Origin of the sequence: Psychromarinibacter sp. S121 (assembly GCF_049801035.1) — a bacterium.
In the GTDB taxonomy this organism is placed as follows: Bacteria; Pseudomonadota; Alphaproteobacteria; order Rhodobacterales; family Rhodobacteraceae; genus Psychromarinibacter.
The window spans coordinates 78,131-95,584 of the sequence record NZ_JBNAGE010000004.1 but is presented as its reverse complement, the minus strand read 5'-3'; the positions used below and the strand labels follow the sequence as shown (position 1 = coordinate 95,584).

At 66.0% G+C, this 17,454-nt stretch carries 18 protein-coding genes; 9 read left to right on the top strand and 9 right to left on the bottom strand.

Features of this window, described 5'->3' with window-relative positions:
* The 6 genes from gspL to gspG all read right to left on the bottom strand — a co-directional run bounded on the left by gspL (position 1) and on the right by gspG (position 3,957).
* Positions 1–1,131 (bottom strand): type II secretion system protein GspL, encoded by a 1,131-nt coding sequence (gspL, locus tag ACP156_RS19025; RefSeq protein ID WP_425052956.1) that lies wholly within the window; start codon positions 1,129–1,131, stop codon positions 1–3.
* A 73-nt stretch (positions 1,132–1,204) separates the two neighbouring features.
* Entirely contained in the window at positions 1,205–2,122 is a 918-nt protein-coding gene (gene gspK / locus ACP156_RS19020; protein ID WP_425052955.1) for a type II secretion system minor pseudopilin GspK, read from the bottom strand.
* Positions 2,119–2,715: a type II secretion system protein GspJ gene (locus tag ACP156_RS19015; protein ID WP_425052954.1), complete on the bottom strand. Its 597-nt coding sequence runs from the start codon at positions 2,713–2,715 to the stop codon at positions 2,119–2,121. Before ACP156_RS19015 ends, gspK begins: the two co-directional genes overlap by 4 nt.
* Positions 2,712–3,086, bottom strand: a complete 375-nt coding sequence (locus tag ACP156_RS19010; protein ID WP_425052953.1) for a type IV pilus modification PilV family protein — start codon at positions 3,084–3,086, stop codon at positions 2,712–2,714. Before ACP156_RS19010 ends, ACP156_RS19015 begins: the two co-directional genes overlap by 4 nt.
* Positions 3,077–3,505 (bottom strand): prepilin-type N-terminal cleavage/methylation domain-containing protein, encoded by a 429-nt coding sequence (locus tag ACP156_RS19005; RefSeq protein ID WP_425052952.1) that lies wholly within the window; start codon positions 3,503–3,505, stop codon positions 3,077–3,079. The genes ACP156_RS19010 and ACP156_RS19005 overlap by 10 nt, the downstream gene beginning before the upstream one ends.
* A complete protein-coding gene (gene gspG / locus ACP156_RS19000) occupies positions 3,502–3,957 on the bottom strand; it encodes a type II secretion system major pseudopilin GspG (RefSeq protein WP_425052951.1) in 456 nt (151 codons plus the stop codon). The genes ACP156_RS19005 and gspG overlap by 4 nt, the downstream gene beginning before the upstream one ends.
* A gap of 169 nt (positions 3,958–4,126) precedes the next feature.
* Here gspG and ACP156_RS18995 point away from each other — a divergent pair, with 169 nt between their 5' ends.
* Positions 4,127–5,260 (top strand): hypothetical protein, encoded by a 1,134-nt coding sequence (locus ACP156_RS18995; protein ID WP_425052950.1) that lies wholly within the window; start codon positions 4,127–4,129, stop codon positions 5,258–5,260.
* Positions 5,261–5,281: 21 nt separating this feature from the next.
* Here ACP156_RS18995 and ACP156_RS18990 read toward each other — a convergent pair whose 3' ends face one another.
* A complete protein-coding gene (locus ACP156_RS18990) occupies positions 5,282–6,760 on the bottom strand; it encodes an NAD-dependent succinate-semialdehyde dehydrogenase (protein ID WP_425052949.1) in 1,479 nt (492 codons plus the stop codon).
* A 79-nt stretch (positions 6,761–6,839) separates the two neighbouring features.
* On the opposite strand from ACP156_RS18990, the gene ACP156_RS18985 reads away from it, so the two are divergent.
* Positions 6,840–7,634, top strand: coding sequence for an alpha/beta hydrolase (locus tag ACP156_RS18985; protein WP_425052948.1), 795 nt, complete (start codon positions 6,840–6,842; stop codon positions 7,632–7,634).
* Positions 7,635–7,662: 28 nt separating this feature from the next.
* On the opposite strand, the gene ACP156_RS18980 is transcribed toward ACP156_RS18985, so the two are convergent.
* Together ACP156_RS18980 and ACP156_RS18975 are read right to left on the bottom strand one after the other, a co-directional pair.
* Positions 7,663–8,652, bottom strand: a complete 990-nt coding sequence (locus ACP156_RS18980) for a P1 family peptidase (protein ID WP_425052947.1) — start codon at positions 8,650–8,652, stop codon at positions 7,663–7,665.
* A 71-nt stretch (positions 8,653–8,723) separates the two neighbouring features.
* Positions 8,724–9,464 (bottom strand): glucose 1-dehydrogenase, encoded by a 741-nt coding sequence (locus ACP156_RS18975; protein WP_425052946.1) that lies wholly within the window; start codon positions 9,462–9,464, stop codon positions 8,724–8,726.
* A gap of 204 nt (positions 9,465–9,668) precedes the next feature.
* Here ACP156_RS18975 and ACP156_RS18970 point away from each other — a divergent pair, with 204 nt between their 5' ends.
* The 7 genes from ACP156_RS18970 to ACP156_RS18940 all read left to right on the top strand — a co-directional run bounded on the left by ACP156_RS18970 (position 9,669) and on the right by ACP156_RS18940 (position 17,454).
* Entirely contained in the window at positions 9,669–10,880 is a 1,212-nt protein-coding gene (locus ACP156_RS18970) for an aminopeptidase P family protein (RefSeq protein WP_425052945.1), read from the top strand.
* A 184-nt stretch (positions 10,881–11,064) separates the two neighbouring features.
* Entirely contained in the window at positions 11,065–12,141 is a 1,077-nt protein-coding gene (locus ACP156_RS18965) for a hypothetical protein (RefSeq protein ID WP_425052944.1), read from the top strand.
* Positions 12,142–12,192: 51 nt separating this feature from the next.
* On the top strand, positions 12,193–13,332 hold the full coding sequence (locus ACP156_RS18960) for a hypothetical protein (protein ID WP_425052943.1): 1,140 nt from the start codon (positions 12,193–12,195) through the stop codon (positions 13,330–13,332).
* Positions 13,333–13,444: 112 nt separating this feature from the next.
* Complete coding sequence (locus tag ACP156_RS18955; RefSeq protein ID WP_425052942.1) at positions 13,445–15,379, top strand: ATP-binding protein; 1,935 nt, start codon at positions 13,445–13,447, stop codon at positions 15,377–15,379.
* Between the two features lie 4 nt (positions 15,380–15,383).
* Entirely contained in the window at positions 15,384–15,704 is a 321-nt protein-coding gene (locus tag ACP156_RS18950; protein WP_425052941.1) for a hypothetical protein, read from the top strand.
* Positions 15,701–16,081 (top strand): hypothetical protein, encoded by a 381-nt coding sequence (locus ACP156_RS18945; RefSeq protein WP_425052939.1) that lies wholly within the window; start codon positions 15,701–15,703, stop codon positions 16,079–16,081. The genes ACP156_RS18950 and ACP156_RS18945 overlap by 4 nt, the downstream gene beginning before the upstream one ends.
* Positions 16,078–17,454 (top strand): DUF6638 family protein, encoded by a 1,377-nt coding sequence (locus ACP156_RS18940; protein ID WP_425052938.1) that lies wholly within the window; start codon positions 16,078–16,080, stop codon positions 17,452–17,454. Before ACP156_RS18945 ends, ACP156_RS18940 begins: the two co-directional genes overlap by 4 nt.

Below are 17,454 nucleotides of genomic sequence, written 5' to 3'. Positions count from 1 at the left end.
TCACGCTCCCGCAGCCGCCAGATGAAGACGGGCCGAGACGCCGCCACCGGGACGCACGCCCGTGTCCTGCTGTTCGACGTCGAAGCCGGCGGACTGCAGGTCGGCGACCACCCGTTCAAGCGCCGCGAAGTCAGCCAGCACCACAGAGGCGATCAGCCCGGTTTCGGTCTGCCACGTAATCGACTGAAGCTCGATACCTTCGCCCGTCAGCCACGGGGCGGCGGTCTGGAACAGCACCAGCGCGTCGGGTTCCTGGGCATCCGGCGCGGCGGCGTCCGCAAGGGCGCGGTCGACTTGCGCGCGCACGTCGAGGATCGGGCCGGCGGGAACGAAATGTGCGCGTACCATGGCCAGCGTGTCGCCCTGCGCATTGCGGGCGCGGGCGTCGAGATCGTGTGTCTGCCACGCGACCCCGCCAAGCCACACCGCCAGCGCAAGGCCCGCGGCGATCGCCGGAGCGGCCCAGCTGCGAAGCCGGGCGCTGATGCGGTCGAAGCCCGCGTGGGGCGGCGTCATGAGGTCGAGGCCAGCCGTCGCATGCGCCCAGTTCAGCGGCTTGCCGGCGTCCGTGTTCTCCAGCGATGCCGTGTCGGCGTGGACCGGCACACCGCGTTCCGCGAGTGCCGAGTCCACCGCGCCATCGGCTTCGCCAAGCCGGAGGATGGCCTCGGGGCGCTCGGCCTCGGCCAGCAGCAGGGCGGCAAGCTCCGGTTCTGCGGTGAACCCGTCCGTTTCACCCAGCCGCGCACGGACGATGCCGTTGCTGACTTCCACGGTCCAGACGCCGGAATAGCAGGGAAGGGCGGCATAATCGGGCAGCATCCCGGTGCAGCCGGGCATCAGCCGGGTCCGCCAGTCCGCAAGCTGCCCGGCGTCCGCGACGATGGCGCGGTCCCATTGTGCGCTGGCACGCAGGCACGGCCGGATTTCGACCGTTTCCGCAGGAAGCCCCAGCGCCTCGGCCAGCATCCTGCGCCCGACGCGTTCGCGGGCTATGCCTTTCAGCGTTGCGGGAAGGTCCACGGGCAGCAGCGGAGCGTCGGTGCCGGGCACCAAGGCGATATGCGGGCCACGCGGCGCCTCGCCATCGTCCAGTCGCCACAGCACGGGCTGTCCCGGTCCCCGTTTCACGCGCGTTCTCCGTCTACCTGCAAGTGCGGACCGTGGGCCGCAGTTCGCACTATGGGCGCAAGGCGCGGCGGCATCAATCGGGCAGCGCCCAGCGGTACACGACACTTGGCCGAACGTCGTCCAGCCGTTCGCGGTGCAGGATCACCCGCCGCGACGCGACGCGGCCTTCGTGCTCGGCATGGATGTCTGCGGCGAACCAGCTGCTCGAGACGGTCATCCGGTCCAGCGGCAGGCCGGACAGATCCTCGGTCTCGAGCACGGCGATGGCCAGGTCGCGCAGTTCCTTCATGTGTTCGACAGGGCCTTCCCTGTCGGGCCGCAGGAACTCTGTCCGGACCTCGGCGGGGAAGGGCGCCAGCAAGGCTTCGAGGACCGCCGCCGGCGCGGTGTTGACGTTGACCCGCGTGTCCCACGGCAGTGCTGCCGCATTGTCGGACAAGGTCGCGAAGGCGGTGGCGTCAAACCCGTTGACCAGCCGCAGGTCTTCGATGGTGGATGCGGCGCCGCCCCTTGGCTGAACGGGAAAGCTGCGGCGCAGGTAGACCGGCAGGCTGCGGGGACCGCCGGGCGCAAGGTAGTCGCGGATCTCGTCCAGAAGCGCCAGCGGCAGGTCGATCCGCCGGAACAACTCTGCGAACGCGCCTTCGACCAACGCGTCCTCTGCACCGGCTAGCCAGTTGACGTTCATCCGGCCCTGAAGGTCGGTGATGCGGATGCGCACTTGGCCGTCGCCGATCCGGTACAGATGATCCCCGGCGGCCCAGTCCTGCCGGGTGTGGACGATCTGCCCATTCCGTCCCGTGTCGGCAAGCAGCAGCCGCACAAGGCTTTCGGCAGCATCCAGGTGGTGATCCAGTTGCTCGGCGTCCTGCACCGACGCGGCCCGCATCATCGCCGCACCGGACCGGGTGAGAAGCGCGGCAGAGACCGAGGCCAGCACGAGCACGACGATCAGTGCGTTCAGCAGGACCATGCCGCGGTCGTTCCTCATCGCAGGGTCACCACCGTGGCGAGCGGGCCGAGCGTCGCGTGTTCCAGCGTGACCCGGATGGCATCGGGCAGCGCGTCGGTGTCCTCGTCCGGCTTCGGATAGCCGACCGTCCAGCCGTCTGCGGCGTCATACCCCTCGACCGTCAGCGCGGTGATGCTCTCGAACACGGTTACCTCTGGACCGGCCAGCCGGGTGTCGCCGGGGATCAGCGCGGGCCAGTGCTGTCGTGTCACGACGCCGGTCACCGGGTTCAGCGACCATGTCACGCGCGCCTGACCCGGCCCTGCTCCATCAAAGCCGGGCTGGCCGCCGAGGCTGAGAGAGAACCGTGCCTGCCGCGCGGGCGCGTCGAACGCGGGCAGCGCAAGGTTGCCGGGCGGATAGAACGGCAGGGCAACCGCAGCGCCGAGGTCGTTGCTCAACAGGGCAAGGCCATAGGCGACCTCTGCGCTTGCCTCGCTGGTTTCGGTCAGGCGCGCGTCGCTGCGGACGGCCTGCGCGATGACCTGCGCGCCGATCAGGGCGATGACCGCGAAGATCGCCATCACGACAACCAGTTCCAGCAGCGTCAGGCCCCTGTCGCGTCCGGTCATTCCGTCGCCTCTGGCTGGACATAGGTCACCACCGATGCACCCGGCAGACCCTCCGACCGGGCGGTGACCGTGGCCTCTACGAAGCCGCCGGCCGTCGCGGCCTCTGTCACCTCGATCCGCCAGTCCCAAGGCCCCATGTTCACGACGTCCGGCAAAGCGCGACCGGCGGCCATGCCCAGAAGCTGCAACTCCTCCGCCCGGTTGAGGGCGGCGTGCCGCGCCATAAGCCGGGGCGTTTCTTCCCCGATCACCCGCGTGGCCTGTCCGAGACCGCGAAAGCCCGCCGCGACGCCTATCGCGAGGATGAGAACGGCGATCACCACCTCGATCAGGCTGAGACCGGCGTCTTGGCCAGAAGGGTTCAGCCGCATTCCACCGCCCTCCATCCGTCGCCCTTGCAGGTGCGCGCGCCGTCCGAGACACCGAAACGCACCGTGACCGGTGTGCTGCGGCCGTCCGGCAGGAATGTCACGACCGCCCCCGGATCGAAGGGCCGTTCGATCCGCACCGGGTCTTGCCAGTCGCCGCCGCCTCCCTCGGCCTGCCACACCCCGTCAATCCGGCGCATCCGGCGAAACCCCGTCGCGTTCAGTTCCAGACCAAGGACCTGCCGGCCCAGCACCGCTTGTTCGCGCAGGCTGTCGTGCAGGGTGGCGAAGCGGCTCCAGTCCTGCGACCGGGCCAGTCCGGGGCGGTTCACGCCAAGGACGACGGACAACGTCAGGACGGACAGGATCGCCACCACGACGACCAGTTCGACCAGGGTGAAGCCCCGGTCGTCACGGGTCATTCGCGGTTCCATGTCCCGATGTCCGCGTCGGCACCTTCGCCGCCCTGCGCCCCGTCGGCCCCGAAGGTGAAGATGTCGAACTCTCCATGCACGCCGGGCGACAGATATTGATAGTCGTTGCCCCAAGGGTCTTTCGGCAGACGTTCGATATAGCCGCCCTCGGCCCAGTTCGCGGGGGCCGGTTCCCCGGCGGGCCGCGTCACCAAGGCATCCAGCCCCTGTTCCGTCGTGGGATAGCGAAAGTTGTCCAGCTTATAGAGGTTGATCGCGCTTTCCAGCGCCGCAAGGTCTGTCTGCACCCGCACGACGCGGGCTTGATCCGGCCGGTTGATGACGCGCGGCACGATAACCAGTGCGAGGATCGACAGGATCACCACGACCACCATCAGTTCAAGCAGCGAAAAGCCGGCGTCATCGCGCTCGGCATGCGGTGCGGTGGGGGGCTGGCGCATGACAGGGTGTCCCGGAAACGATCTTGTCCCCGAGACCTAGCAACTCCGGGACGCCGTCTCAACGACCAAGCGGCGTCGGAGAAGACCAGAAAGGTCAGGGATAGCCGACCTGACAAACTTATTTGGCTTCGTGCAATCTCGGGCTAGGGTGGCCGGACAGGGAGTGCGCATGCGGCAATTGTTTCTGCACATCGGACAGGAGCGGACAGGATCGGGATTCCTGCAGTCTGTTCTTGCCCGGTCGACCGCCGTTCTCGAAGCCTCCGGCATCGAATACCCCGGCGCCGAAGAAGGCGCTGTCGTTGGTAACGGCATGCGGCTTGCGAAGATTCCAGAGACGGGTCACCGTTTCGAGGCGGACAAGGTTCTGTTCAGCCACGTCGGCTTGTGCGGTCTGCTGCAAGAGGCCGCCTTCCGATCCCGGCTGCGTCGGATCTGCACCCAGAACGAAATCGGCTCGGTGAAGATCCTGATGTTCATCCGCGATCCCGTTGCCCACGCAGAGGCGATGTATCAGCAGGAAATCCGCCGCCGGGGCGCGACCTTTGATCCTGCCGAGGGGTTCCGGCGGTTCCGGCAGCCGGCGCTGGCGCGGCAGTTGCTGGAAAACGATCTGGGCCTTCCCGGCGTCGAGTGGACCGTGCTGAACTACGACCGCCACCGGGACGGCCTGCGCGGAGAGATGGCGCGGTTTCTCGGGTTGAAACCCGGCACCTTCACCGATCCCGGCCGCGGAGTGGTGAACCGGGCGATGACACGGGGCGAGCTGGCGCTTTTGCGATCTCTCAACAGCAAGGTGCGGGGCGGCGCCGCGGCGCTGGGCGAGGCGCTGGCAGACCGGCTGCCCGAGGTGACGCCGGATCGGCATTTCCCCTCGGTCGAGGTGCAGGAGGCCATGGTCGAGCGTCTGCGCGCCGACATCGACGCGGTGAATGCTCTGGTGCCGGCGGACGAAACCTATCGGATCAACTATGTGAAACGCCCGCGCCGCTGGCCGGTGCAGGAACTGGACGCCGAGCAGATCGCGGTGACCGGCGAAGTGCTTGGCCGCGCCATCGGCGAGACGCAGCGGGCCAACCTTGTGCTGCGGACAGAGGTCGCGCTTTTGAAGGCGCGGGTGATGCTGGATCGCAACCAGCCGGTGCAGGCGCAGGACGAACTCGACCGGGCGCAGACGATGCTGGACCGGATGGCGAAGATCGTCGAACTCGACCACCAGCACCGCCGGTTCACGTCGCGCCTGCAACGGCTTTCGGGTCGTGTGCGCGCCAGCGGGGCAGAGCCGGAAAAGCGGCTGCACTAAGCCGCTTTTCCGAGCGTCGGGTCAGACGCTCATGCAGATGTACTTCATCTCGAGATAATCCTCGATGCCGTGGCTCGAGCCTTCGCGGCCCAGTCCCGACTGCTTGACGCCGCCGAAGGGGGCGACCTCGGTCGAGATGATGCCGGTGTTCACGCCGACGATGCCGTATTCCAGCGCCTCGGCCACCTTGTAGACCCGCTTTAGATCGCGGGCGTAGAAGTAGGACGCCAGCCCGAAGATCGTGTCGTTCGCCATCTCGATCACCTCGTCCTCGTCCTTGAACCGGAACAGGGGTGCGAGAGGGCCGAAGGTTTCTTCGGTCGCGAATTTCATCGAGTTGTCGGCGCCGGTGATGACGGTGGGCTCGTAAAACAGGGGGCCCGCATCGTGCGGCGCACCGCCATAGATGACCCGCGCGCCTTTTTCCGATGCGTCGACGATATGCTCGCGGATTTTCTCGACGGCTTTCTCGTCGATCAGCGGGCCGAAATCGGTGCCGTCTTTCAGCCCGTCGCCGGTCTTGCGCTTTTCAAGCGCCTCCACCAGCCGTTCGGCGAACTTGTCGTAAATGTCGTCCTGCACGTAGATCCGGTTGGCGCAGACGCAGGTCTGGCCGTTGTTGCGGAACTTGCACATCATCGCGCCTTCAACCGCCGCGTCGATGTCGGCGTCGTCGAACACGATGAAGGGCGCGTTGCCACCCAACTCCATCGAGCATTTCATCACCTGATCGGCGGCCTGTTTCAGCAGGATGCGCCCCACCTCGGTCGAACCGGTGAAGGACAGTTTGCGCACTACGGGGTTTTCGCAGAACTCCTTGCCGATATCCGATGCCGCGTCGGACGGGATCACCGACAGGATGCCTTTCGGCAGTCCGGCGCGTTCCGCCAGCACCGCCAGCGCCAGCGCGGAAAGAGGCGTCTGCGAGGGCGGGCGGACGACCATGGCGCAGCCGGCGGCCAGTGCCGGACCGACCTTGCGGGTGATCATCGCGTTCGGGAAGTTCCACGGCGTGATCGCGGCGCAGACGCCGATAGGCTGCTTGATAACCGTCAGCCGCTTGTCAGGCTGGTGACCGGGGATCGTCTCGCCATAGACGCGGCGGGCTTCCTCGGCGAACCATTCGATGAACGAGGCGCCGTACAGGATTTCGCCCTTCGCCTCGGCCAGCGGCTTGCCCTGCTCGGCGGTCAGGATCGTGGCAAGATCGTCCGCGTTTTCGACCATCAGGTCGAACCAGGCGCGCATCAGGTTCGAGCGGTCCTTCGCGGTCCGCTTCGCCCATTCTTTCTGCGCCGTTTCGGCCGCTGCGATCGCTCGGGCCGTCTCGGCGCGGGACAGGTCCGCGACCTCGATCAGCACGTCGCCGCGCGCCGGGTTTGTCACGGCGAAGGTCTTGCCGTCATCGGCGTCGACCCAGTCGCCCGCGACATACGCTTTGCCGGTCAGCAGCGAGGGATCTTTTAGCAGGCCGGGGAGATCGGTGGTGGAATCGAGCATTGGGAACTCCTTTCGCAAGTCCGGGTAGCGTGACGCTTTCCCAAGGCTATAGAGTGCAGAGAATAACAGGGGCAAGAGCATGAACCTTACCGACGCTTACGAGAACGGGGCCTATATTCCGGGGTCCGCTCAATACCCGCCGCGCTGGACGGCGCTGGCGCATGCCTTCCGCGAGTCGATGGACGAAAGGTCCGAGTGCGACATCAGCTATGGGCCGGGGACGCGGCAGGTGTTCGACCTGTTCCACCCCGAGGAGAAACCCAAAGGCCTGGTCGTCTTCGTGCACGGCGGGTACTGGCGTCGGTTCGACCGGACGCTTTGGTCTCATCTTGCCGCCGGTCCGGTCGCGCATGGGTGGTCGGTGGCGATGCCGTCCTACACGCTGGCGCCCGATGCGTGGATATCCGAGATCACGGTCGAGGTCGCGACAGCGGTCGCCACGGCGGCGGCGCGGGTTGACGGACCGATCGTGGTCACCGGCCACTCGGCTGGCGGCCACCTGTCGGCGCGGATGCGCTGCCGCGACGTGGCGCTGCCGCAAGAGGTCGCGCGGCGGCTGGAGCGGGTGGTGCCGATTTCGCCTCTGTCCGACCTGCGGCCCTTGATGCAGACCGAGATGAACGAGGACCTGCGTTTGCGGCCCGACGAGGCGGCGGCGGAAAGCCCGGCGCTGATCCACCAGTTACGGGACACCGAAACGGTCATCTGGGTCGGTGGGGCAGAGCGTCCTGCATTTCTGGATCAGGCGCGGTGGCTGGCGGACGCATGGCCGGGCAGCGCGTTGTATATCGACGAGGGCCGCCACCACTTCGACGTGATCGAGGGGCTGGCGAAGAAGGACAGCGCGTTGACGCGCGCCGTCATCGGGGCGTGATGGAGTTATCTCAACGACTGTTGAAGTGTCAGCCGAAGGTGTCTTTCCACGTCGGGAACGGATCACCGGGCGCGGAGGTGGCGCTGTAGACGCCCCGTGCGATGGCGCGCGACAGGCACAGCGCGGCCGCATGTCCGATGGTCAGCACGTCGCCCACCGGGTCGTTGACCGGACGCGCGCCGGTGGCCGCGGCAAAGACAAGATCGCCGTCCGCGGGCGTGTGGCTTGGCACAAGGGCGCGTGCCATGCCGTCGTGCGCCGCAGTCGCCACCCGCGTTGCCTGTGCCTGATCGAGTGCGGCGTCGGTGGCGACGATGGCGATGGTCGTGGCGGCGTTGCGAAGCTGGTGCTTCGTGGCGAAGGGCAGGGGGTCATAGGCCGAAGCCGGTCCCAGCCCGCCGAACTCGGCCTCTAACTCGAACGGGGCGGCCCAGAAGTGCGGGCCGCCATCCACGGTCGCCCGCCCCAGCGCATTCACGACGACCAAGGCGCCGACGGTATGGCCAGAGGGCAGGACCAGCGAGGCGGACCCCAGCCCTCCCTTGAACCCCGCCGTAGTGGCTCCGGTACCCGCACCGACCGTGCCAAGCCCGAAGTCGCGTGCGGCCACGCTCAGGGCATTGCGACCAAGCGCGGGGTAGGGATTCTCTGGCCAGTTCTTGTCGCCGCCGTTGACGAGGTCGAACACGATGGCGGCGGGTACGATGGGAACGATCTGCCCGGCAACGTCCAGACCCTTGCCCTGAGCGCGCAATGCGTCCGCGACGCCTGAGGCCGACGCCAGCCCAAGGGCCGAACCGCCGGACAGCACCAGCGCGTGAACCTGTTGCACCATCCTGTCCGGCGCCAACAGATCGGTTTCCCGCGTTCCCGGCGCGCCGCCCATCACGTGAACCGCTGCGGTGAACGGTTGTTCACCGGTCAGAACGGTGGTCCCGGTCTTGATCCCGTGGTCCTCGGCATTGCCGACCAGCAGGCCCTCGACATCGGTGATCAGGTTCAGGGGGCCGGATTTCATGCAGGTATCTCCGCAGCTTGCGGCTTATGGAGTATGCGCATTCCGAAGCAGAGGGAACCCTGCGCCACCGATCAGATGCACCGTCCGCCGTCGACTTCCATCGCGACGCCGGTAACCATCGACGCCTCGTCCGAGCAAAGGTAGCAGGCAGCGTTGCCCATATCCTCGGGGGTCGAGAAGCGGCCGATCGGGATCGTGGACAGGAACTTCGCGCGCATCTCGGGCGTGTCCTCTCCCATGAAGCTCTTTAGCAGCGGCGTCTCGCCCGCCACGGGGCAAAGCGCGTTGACCCGCACGCCGGATGGCGCGAGTTCCACGGCCATCGACTTGGTCGCCGTGATCATCCAGCCCTTCGATGCGTTGTACCAGCTCAGGTTCGGGCGCGGCGACAGCCCGGCGGTCGATGCAAGGTTCACGATCGCGCCGGTCCCGCGGGACTTCATGTGCGGAACCAATTCGCGCGCGGTGAGGTAGACAGACTTGGCATTCACCGCAAGTACGCGGTCGAACAGGTCTTCGGGCACGTCTTCCATCGGCGTTGGCAGGTGCGTGATGCCAGCGTTGTTCACAAGGATATCGACTTGCCCCAAAGCGTCCAGCGCCGCCTTCGCCATGGCCGCGACGCTTGCCCCGTCCGACACGTCGACCGTGCAGGCGATGCCGCCCACTTCGGACGCCATCGTTTCGGCGGCGGTGGTGTTGATGTCCGCAACCAGCACCCGCGCGCCTTCCGCCGCGAATTTCCGCACGATGCCCGCGCCAAAGCCCGAGCCGCCACCGGTGACGATGGCCGTCTTGCCGTCCAGCCGCATGAATTTCCTCCCTTGTCCCTGCCGGGCAGAGTGGGGCGGGCGGCGGGCCTGCGCAAGGGGCTTGCCGAAACGCCTTCGCGGGTGCAGAAATATTCCGTCCCGGAGATGGCGTCTCCGGCGATCTTCCAACGCATTGTCCTGTACGCCGGGAACCCAATGACTCCCCGGCGGTGCAGTCGGGGTGTGTTCAGGAGATCGTAAACGATGACCGAACGTCCGGAATTCTTCCGTTTTCACAATGGCGGCGAAAAGGTGCCGCTGCCCTTCTCGTCAGAGGAATACGACGCGCGATTGGCCGGTCTGCGGGCCGCCATGACCGAGGCGGGCGTCGACGTGGCCGTGCTGACTTCGATGCAGAACATCGCCTACTATTCGGGCTTCCTGTACTGCAGTTTCGGGCGCCCTTACGGGCTGGTCGTGACCGCGACCGAGTCCGTCACCATCTCGGCGGGCATCGACGCGGGGCAGCCGTGGCGGCGGTGTCATGGTGACAACATCACCTACACCGACTGGGCGCGGGACAATTACTGGCGCGCCATCCGCAGCGTTGCGGGCGAGGGGCGGCACATCGGCGTCGAGGGCGATCACATGACGCTGGCGGCGCAGACGGCCATGACCGCGTTCCTGTCGCCGTCCAAGGTGACCGACATCGCCCCGGCCACAATGCGGCAGCGGATGATGAAATCGCCCGCCGAGATCGATCTGATCCGCGCAGGTGCCGCCGTGGCCGACGTCGGCGGCTATGCCATCCGCGAGGCGATCCACGAGGGCACGCGCGAGATCGACGTGGCCATGGCGGGGCGTGACGCGATGGAGCTGGAAATCGCCAAGCGCTATCCCGATGCCGAGTATCGCGACACGTGGGTCTGGTTCCAGTCAGGGCTGAACACGGACGGCGCGCACAACCCGGTCACCGCCCGCAAGCTGAAGCGCGGAGATATCCTGTCGCTGAACACCTTCCCGATGATCTCGGGCTACTACACGGCGCTGGAGCGGACGCTGTTCGTGGGCGAGGCCGACGAAGCCTCGATGGGGTACTGGAACGCCAACGTCGGCGCGCATGAACTGGGGATATCGCTGATCAAGCCGGGGGCCACCTGCTCGGGCATCACGGCGCAGGTCAACGACTACTTCGCCGAGCGCGACCTGCTTCAGTATCGCAGCTTCGGCTACGGGCATTCCTTCGGCATCCTGTCGCATTACTACGGACGCGAAGCGGGGCTGGAACTGCGCGAGGATATCGACACCGTGCTTGAACCGGGCATGGTCGTGTCGATGGAACCGATGTTGACCATTCCCCACGGCAAGCCCGGCGCCGGGGGGTATCGGGAACATGACATTCTGGTCGTGACCGAGGACGGCGCGGAAAACATCACCGGCTATCCATACGGACCGGGGTTCAATATCGTCGGCTGAACGTCCTTCAAAAACTGCGCTTTCCTGCGCCAAGTGCCTGATTTCTGTCACAGCTTCCTGTCAAGGGTCGGGAAATCCCGACCCTTGTGCCCTCTTGAAACCGGGACGAAACGGGATGACCTGATACACAAAGCGGGGTAAACACCCCGTAATAGATGACAGATATTCCGTTGCGAGGAGAGCGATGAGCGATTTCGATGCCCAAGTGCGCAAAAGCCAGGCCGAGGTGGCCGAGGCTCAGGCCAAGATTTCCGAACTGACCAGCCGGGTCGAGACGATGGGGGCCAAGGCCAAGTCGGGCGACGATATCTCGATCGACATCGAGAACGCGACGCTGGACGACGTCCATTCCCACACCGAGCTGATGAACGCCAACATCGCCGAGCTGATCATGGGTCTCGACGATGTGACCGCCGGGTTCAGTCAGGACTTCGATCAGATGCGGAACAAGACGGGCTGGGAAAGCTTCGTCGGCTTCTTTTCCAAGGGCAAGTCGGACTCGCTGCGGCAGGAACGCATTCGCACCGCCAACATCGACGACAAGCTTCAGGACCTGATCGGCAAGTCCGACACCATCGTGAAGCTGCTGGAAAACCAACTGGACGTGCTGAACGACCACAAGGGTCGGGTCGAGACCAACCTGACGGGCACGCTGGACGAGCGCGAGGCGGTCGTCAGCGAACTCGAGGCGCTGCGGGCCGAGATCACGGCGATGGATCCGAAGATCATCGAGATGGAAAACAAGATCTCGGTGGAACAGGACGCTGCGGCGCGGACCAAGCTGGAAGGCGATCTTGCTGCGCTGAACGCCAAGTACAACGAGATGGTGCAGCAAGAGCAGGTGAAGCTGGCAAAAAGCCAGACGCTGGAACGCTACATCGAGAAGGGCAAGACCTGGGTCGACTCGCTACAGAACCAGGCGGCGACGCAGATGGTGCTGATCAACAAGCTGCAGACGGACACCAAGCAGCGGGTCGTGCTGTACGACGCGCTGACCAAGTCGCTGAAGACCGCGCAGCAGCAGGACGTCGCGCACCGGATCAACGAGATCGGGGTCGAGACCGACAAGGAAGCGCAAGCCGCGATGGCCGCCATCGGCACCGCGACGAACCAGCGGATGGCCGACATGATGGAAGCGCACGAAGATCACATGGTCTTCGCCCGGAAGGTGCTGGAACAGAAGGCCAAGGCCGACGAACGCTTTGCCCGCCGGTTCGCCGCCATCGTCGAAAAGCACGACAAGAACCTGTACGGGGCGTGATGCGCCCCGACGGACCCCGGAACGGCTGCACGGCCATGACGCAGGCCCCGCATGTCTGACACGATCAAGGAAGACCTTACCCGCGACCACGCCGGGCTGACCGATACTTTCGCGGCCCGGCGCTATTTCCAGAAGTTCGAGGCGATCACCGGCCACCTGGCCCGTGTCGCCGCGGTGATGGAGCAGGAGCGCGGGCTGTCGAAGCTCGACGTGAAGGTGCTGGGCGGCTACGTCCGCGCCATCGCGGCGACCTTCGAGGCGCTGAGCCTGAAGTACCTGATGACGGGCCGAGACACCGGCACGTTCTTCGGCTCGATCGCAATCGACCGGACCGAAAGCGGCTTTCCGGTGTTCCGTGAATTGCTGACCATGGCGAATGACGCCCAGCAGGCGGCGCGGCATCTTGCCGGGACCATGAGCACCGCGAAGCTGAAGGACGAGATGATCCGGCAGATCGTGGGCGATCTGACGATCCCGACGAAGCTGCAGTTCGCGATGTCGCAGCGCCTGTACTACGAAGCGCTGGAGCGGGACGGGCTTTTCTGGGCGCAGAACGATCCGCAGGCGCAATGGCTGGGCGACCTGAGCCCGCAGCGGCGGCGCTATCTGCTGCACTGGGCGGTCTACGACAGCCAGGTCAATCTTCCGGCGATCTATTTGCTGGAGGTCGAGGACAGCGGCGCGCGCGGTCTGCCGGTGGACGACCGCCGCTGGCCCGAGGCGCAGGCGCACCTGATGGCGCAGTCGCTTAACGGTTTGAAGCTTTTGACCATCGCGCAGGGGTTCGACCGCGATTTTGACGACCTGCACCCGAAGCGGCTGCGGCGGTTTCACATCGGGCCGATGTACTCGGCCGCCTACACCTTGCAGACCGGGCCGATCCACGACGTGCTGGAAGAAGCCCGCGCCCCCGAGGGTCAGGACTGGGCCTTGGCCTGGACCGAAGAGCGTCTGGAAAGCGAGCGGGTAGAGCGGGAACGGTCGGGCTGGTTCGGCACGGTGGAACGCGAGATCTTCGCGTTGGACCCGTTCGCGGGCCGCGGTGTCGACACCGGCGCCACCGCGACCGAACGCTCGATCATCATGCCTGCGCGGCCCTTCCAGGTGCTGGCCGAGAAGAACCCGCCCGGGTTCCGCGACGTGCGCAAGTTCGTGGTGTCGCGCAGCGGGCAGGTCGTGAGCTACCGGTGAACTGGGCGCGGGCATATTGTGCGCCGCCGGTGCCGGAAAAGGGGGCTTTGCCCCCGTCGCCTGCGGCGACTCCCCCAGGATATTTGAAGACCAAAGAAGATCGGATTTCGAGATGAGCGTTTCGGGCGACCAGATGGAACTGCGCGAGGAGGAGATCCGCGCGCATTACGATGCCGCCGTGGCGATGCTGGAGGGGTTCGACCACACGCCGCGGATCGCCAAGCCGGGCGAGAAGCCGCAGGCGGAGCGGTCCAGCGGGATCGGCACGCGGCGGCGGTTCCGCTCGACCACGCCCGGTCTGGTCACGCGCTCGACGGCGCGGCCCGAAGGGGTGCGCCTGCTGGAGCGGATCGAGACCTCGGACGGCGGTGACGCGCTGGTGTCGCCGGTGCAGGCGACCGTGATGCAGTCGCTGCGCCGCGCCATCGCCATCGCGCTGGCTGTGGGCGAAGGGTTTTCCGACGCAACCGGTCTGAAGGCGCTAAAGAAGGAAAACCTGGAAGGCCGTCTGCCGCAGGCGCAATCCGCCGAGTTCGCAGAACTGCTTCAGGCGGAAGCGCTGGCGGTTCTTTATACCTTCGCCAACGGGGTCGCTTTCCTGCTGGCCTCGTCCGCGTCGGAAGCGACTGTGGAACTGGGCGGCATCGACGAGATGCTGACCGACAACGCGCAGTTGGCGCTGCACGGCGCCTTGTGGGAGCTGGATCAGGATCTCGAACGCTTCGCTGATGGCGAGGCGAAAATCGTGGCGGTCGTGCTGGCTTTCGCCGAGACGCTGATGGAGAAGGTCAGCCTTCGCGCGCAGACCGCGCCGCGGCTGGGCACCTTCACCGGGGCAAGCTGGCGGGTCGAGGCGGACGATTTCACCATCCAGGGTTTCAGCCCGGCGCGGAAGGCCAAGGGCACCACGCTGACGATGCAGTTCAAGAAGCCGAACGAGGTCGTCGGCAACCACATCGCCAAGTATCAGGCGATGAAGCTTTCAAAGATGCTGATGGCCTACGATTTCGAGCGCAAGCTGAACCCCTTCGCCGAGATGGGCGGGTTCATCTTCACCTTCATGGGCGACGGCAAGCCGGGTACCGGCAAGACCACCCTGATCCAGATGATGGCGGGGCTGATCAACGAGTACTGCCTGAACGCGGGCTATCCGTTCCGCTATCAGAACTTCGGCATCGACAACATCGACAGCTATCAGGGCAAATCGGGCCAGAACGCGAAGGCGTTCATCGACAACGTGCTGGACCCGAACGTGATCGGCTTCGGCACCGTCGACGACATCGACCAGATCGCGGGCAAGCGCGGCGACCGCCAGTCTTCTGCCGGTCAGCAAGAGGTGACGGCGGTGCTGATGGAGGCATTCGCGGGGGCCAATACCGTGGTGCGGGGGAACTGCACCTTCGGGATGTTCTCGAACTATCCCGAGAACGTGGACGACGCTTTGCGGCAGCGGGCCGGCGCGCGGTTCCTTGTCGACGGCCCCCAGACCCGGGACGACTATATCGACATCCTCGCGATGCTTCTGGGCAAGCGGCACGATATTCCGCTGGGGGAGCACGAGCTTTACGCGGCGCAAGAGATCAAGAAGGCCGTCGCGCGGTCGTTCGAACAGCACGGGCGGCCGCACGAGGACGGGCTGATGCGGGTGTGGGAGGCGACCGAGGCGAAGCTGGGGGCGCTCGACACCATTGCGAAGATCGGCACCTACCTGAAGGGCATTCAGGAGGCGGACGAGCGCTTTACCGGCCGGGCGATCAAGAACATCACCGACGCCGTGAAGGTGCGCGCGATGGATTTCGAACTGCCCGACGAATGGATGGAAGATCCGGAGCTGTTCCTCTTCAGGCCCTATGACGAGAAGCTGAAGATGCTGGAAGACATGCGGCAGCCGATAACCGTCGAGATGGTGATCCAGGAGGTGAACCGCTACGCCGACAGCGAATTCCGCTATGCCGACAAGTCCGACGAGGTCGCCATCGAGGCGATGGTCCGCGACTTTGGCCGGCAAGAGGAAGCCCGACGCCGCTATGCCGAGGGGAAAGGCTGAGCCCATGGGCCTGTTGATGATCCTGATGCTGCTGGGCTTCGTGCTTGCGGGCGCGCTGTTCAGCGCGCGCCTCGCGCAGGCGCGGGGTGCCGGCGGCACCGGGATCGTCGTGCTGGCGCTGGCGGGAGGCACCGCTTTCGGGCTGTTCGCCTTCGTTCTGGTGCTGGCGCTGCGGCTGACCGGCTTTGCCGGACAGATGGGCGAGGTCGGCGGCGTGATGATGGACATGACGGCGATGGTCTGGCTGCGCGTCGCCGGAACGGCGGCTGCTGTCCTTGTGGTGGCCGCGCTGGTCGTGGCGTGGATCTCGGGGCGGAAGACATGATGCACACCGCGCCGATCACTTTCTTCAACACCGCGCTTCCGCTGGTCCTTCTGGCCGCGCTGGCGGTCATCGTGCCGTTGCTGATGGTGCCGAGGGGCACCCGCAAGCACTGGGAGGTCGCGGTCGGCATATGGGCGTCGGCGGGGATGGTCCTGCTGGCGGGCGGCGCGGTATTTGCCGCGATCTACGCGCTGGGCGGCGTCGGCGTGGGCACGGCCCTGCGCGCCGCGCCGTTGGCGACGGGGTGGTTCTTTCTTAGGCTGTCGGGAACGGCGGCGGTGGCTTGGGTGCCGGTTCTGCTGCTGACGTGGCTGGGTCTGGCGCAGGTGGTCGAGAAACGGAAGGGCCGGGACAGGGTGCAGGAGGGACGGGGATGAGACGCCTTATCGAAAAGGGCCTGATGTTCGGCAACCTCGTCGAGGTCTCCTCGCCCGCGCTGGTCGAGCGTTACCGCCGGGCGTTGAAGCACCTGACGGGGAAAACCTCCGCTCTGAACGACTTCCACATCGACATCTCTGGCTATTCCCCCGAGATCGGCGACGAGCTGGACGACGACCTGTACCTGAACCCCAACGGCTGCAATCGGCAGTTCATCCTGCTGACCACGGAACAGAAGTCAGCGCCGCTGCTGAACGCGAAGTTCTCGTTCTCTCGCACGATCCTTCGGGACTTCATCGAGCAGAACGAAACGAAGCTGTTCGCGCTGACGACGCGGGACGCGGTGGCGGGTGAGTTGATGAACTCGGTTCTCGACATGGGCACGCCGCAGCGGCTGTTCGACATCAGCCGCATCGTGGTCGAGGCGGATACCACCGCTGGCGACGTGAAGAACGCGCGCAAGTTGCAGGAGAAGATCGAGCATTTCCGGGGCGACGACGACGCGTGGTGGGACGATGTTCTGATCGCCGAGATGATCGGCCTTGCCAAACAGACCGGCGACGTGACGCGCAATCCGGTGGACCTGACAGTGTTCACCGAGGACGTGCCGGATTTCTGGACGGCGCATTTCGGCGCGCTTTACGTGTTCCGCGGGGTCGAGCATCCGGCGGCCATCGCCTCGGGCGGTGTCGCTGCCGTGGGGGACCTGCCCATCAAGTTCGTGCTGGGCATGAACGAGCCGAACCGGATCGCCAAGTTCCTAGAGTTGAACGGGCTGGCCGAGCCGATCGTCAAGGCGCGCGGCGTGGATGCGGCGGCGATCCTTCGGCAGAAGATGGATTTCATCCTTGTGGACGTGGCCTCGACCCTTGGGCACGATCTGACGGGTGCGACGCGGCGCGACCTGCGGATGCTGGCGCGGCAGTTGGGAACCGCGTTGCCCGAGGCCTACCACGGTCTGCACGCGCTGTTGCGATGGGCCGAGGGTGGCGGCGACTGGCCCCGGATCGCCAGCGATCATCCCGCGTATTTCTACACGCTTCGTGCCGCCGCCGGGCCGCAGCGCGACCTTGTGAACCAGCTTCTGGCAGAGCTGACGCCGCTGGACGTCCGGCAGCTGTTCATCTGCCACAAAGAGCTGTTTTACACGCTTTACCGTGGCTGGAGCGATGCGAAGCGGGAATTCGTGGCCGAGTTCCTTGCCGCCGAGTATCAGGTCGACAAGGCGGGTGCGCGGGCGGCGCTGTTCGGTCACGAGCCAAGCATGGAAGAGCCGCCGGCCGAGCCGGAGCCCGCGCGCGGCGGGCCCTGGAACAGCCGCCGGGATCTTGTGGACGTCGTGGGCCCCTGGGGCGCGGTGCGGAGGAACTGA

Excerpts from the sequence above, each read along its gene's own strand:
- gspK (WP_425052955.1), bottom strand. The coding sequence starts at position 2,122 with ATGAGGAACGACCGCGGCATGGTCCTGCTGAACGCACTGATCGTCGTG.
- ACP156_RS19015 (WP_425052954.1), bottom strand. The coding sequence starts at position 2,715 with ATGACCGGACGCGACAGGGGCCTGACGCTGCTGGAACTGGTTGTCGTG.
- ACP156_RS19010 (WP_425052953.1), bottom strand. The coding sequence starts at position 3,086 with ATGCGGCTGAACCCTTCTGGCCAAGACGCCGGTCTCAGCCTGATCGAG.
- ACP156_RS19005 (WP_425052952.1), bottom strand. The coding sequence starts at position 3,505 with ATGACCCGTGACGACCGGGGCTTCACCCTGGTCGAACTGGTCGTCGTG.
- gspG (WP_425052951.1), bottom strand. The coding sequence starts at position 3,957 with ATGCGCCAGCCCCCCACCGCACCGCATGCCGAGCGCGATGACGCCGGC.
- ACP156_RS18995 (WP_425052950.1), top strand. The coding sequence starts at position 4,127 with ATGCGGCAATTGTTTCTGCACATCGGACAGGAGCGGACAGGATCGGGA.
- ACP156_RS18990 (WP_425052949.1), bottom strand. The coding sequence starts at position 6,760 with ATGCTCGATTCCACCACCGATCTCCCCGGCCTGCTAAAAGATCCCTCG.
- ACP156_RS18985 (WP_425052948.1), top strand. The coding sequence starts at position 6,840 with ATGAACCTTACCGACGCTTACGAGAACGGGGCCTATATTCCGGGGTCC.
- ACP156_RS18980 (WP_425052947.1), bottom strand. The coding sequence starts at position 8,652 with ATGAAATCCGGCCCCCTGAACCTGATCACCGATGTCGAGGGCCTGCTG.
- ACP156_RS18975 (WP_425052946.1), bottom strand. The coding sequence starts at position 9,464 with ATGCGGCTGGACGGCAAGACGGCCATCGTCACCGGTGGCGGCTCGGGC.
- ACP156_RS18970 (WP_425052945.1), top strand. The coding sequence starts at position 9,669 with ATGACCGAACGTCCGGAATTCTTCCGTTTTCACAATGGCGGCGAAAAG.
- ACP156_RS18965 (WP_425052944.1), top strand. The coding sequence starts at position 11,065 with ATGAGCGATTTCGATGCCCAAGTGCGCAAAAGCCAGGCCGAGGTGGCC.
- ACP156_RS18960 (WP_425052943.1), top strand. The coding sequence starts at position 12,193 with ATGTCTGACACGATCAAGGAAGACCTTACCCGCGACCACGCCGGGCTG.
- ACP156_RS18955 (WP_425052942.1), top strand. The coding sequence starts at position 13,445 with ATGAGCGTTTCGGGCGACCAGATGGAACTGCGCGAGGAGGAGATCCGC.
- ACP156_RS18950 (WP_425052941.1), top strand. The coding sequence starts at position 15,384 with ATGGGCCTGTTGATGATCCTGATGCTGCTGGGCTTCGTGCTTGCGGGC.
- ACP156_RS18945 (WP_425052939.1), top strand. The coding sequence starts at position 15,701 with ATGATGCACACCGCGCCGATCACTTTCTTCAACACCGCGCTTCCGCTG.
- ACP156_RS18940 (WP_425052938.1), top strand. The coding sequence starts at position 16,078 with ATGAGACGCCTTATCGAAAAGGGCCTGATGTTCGGCAACCTCGTCGAG.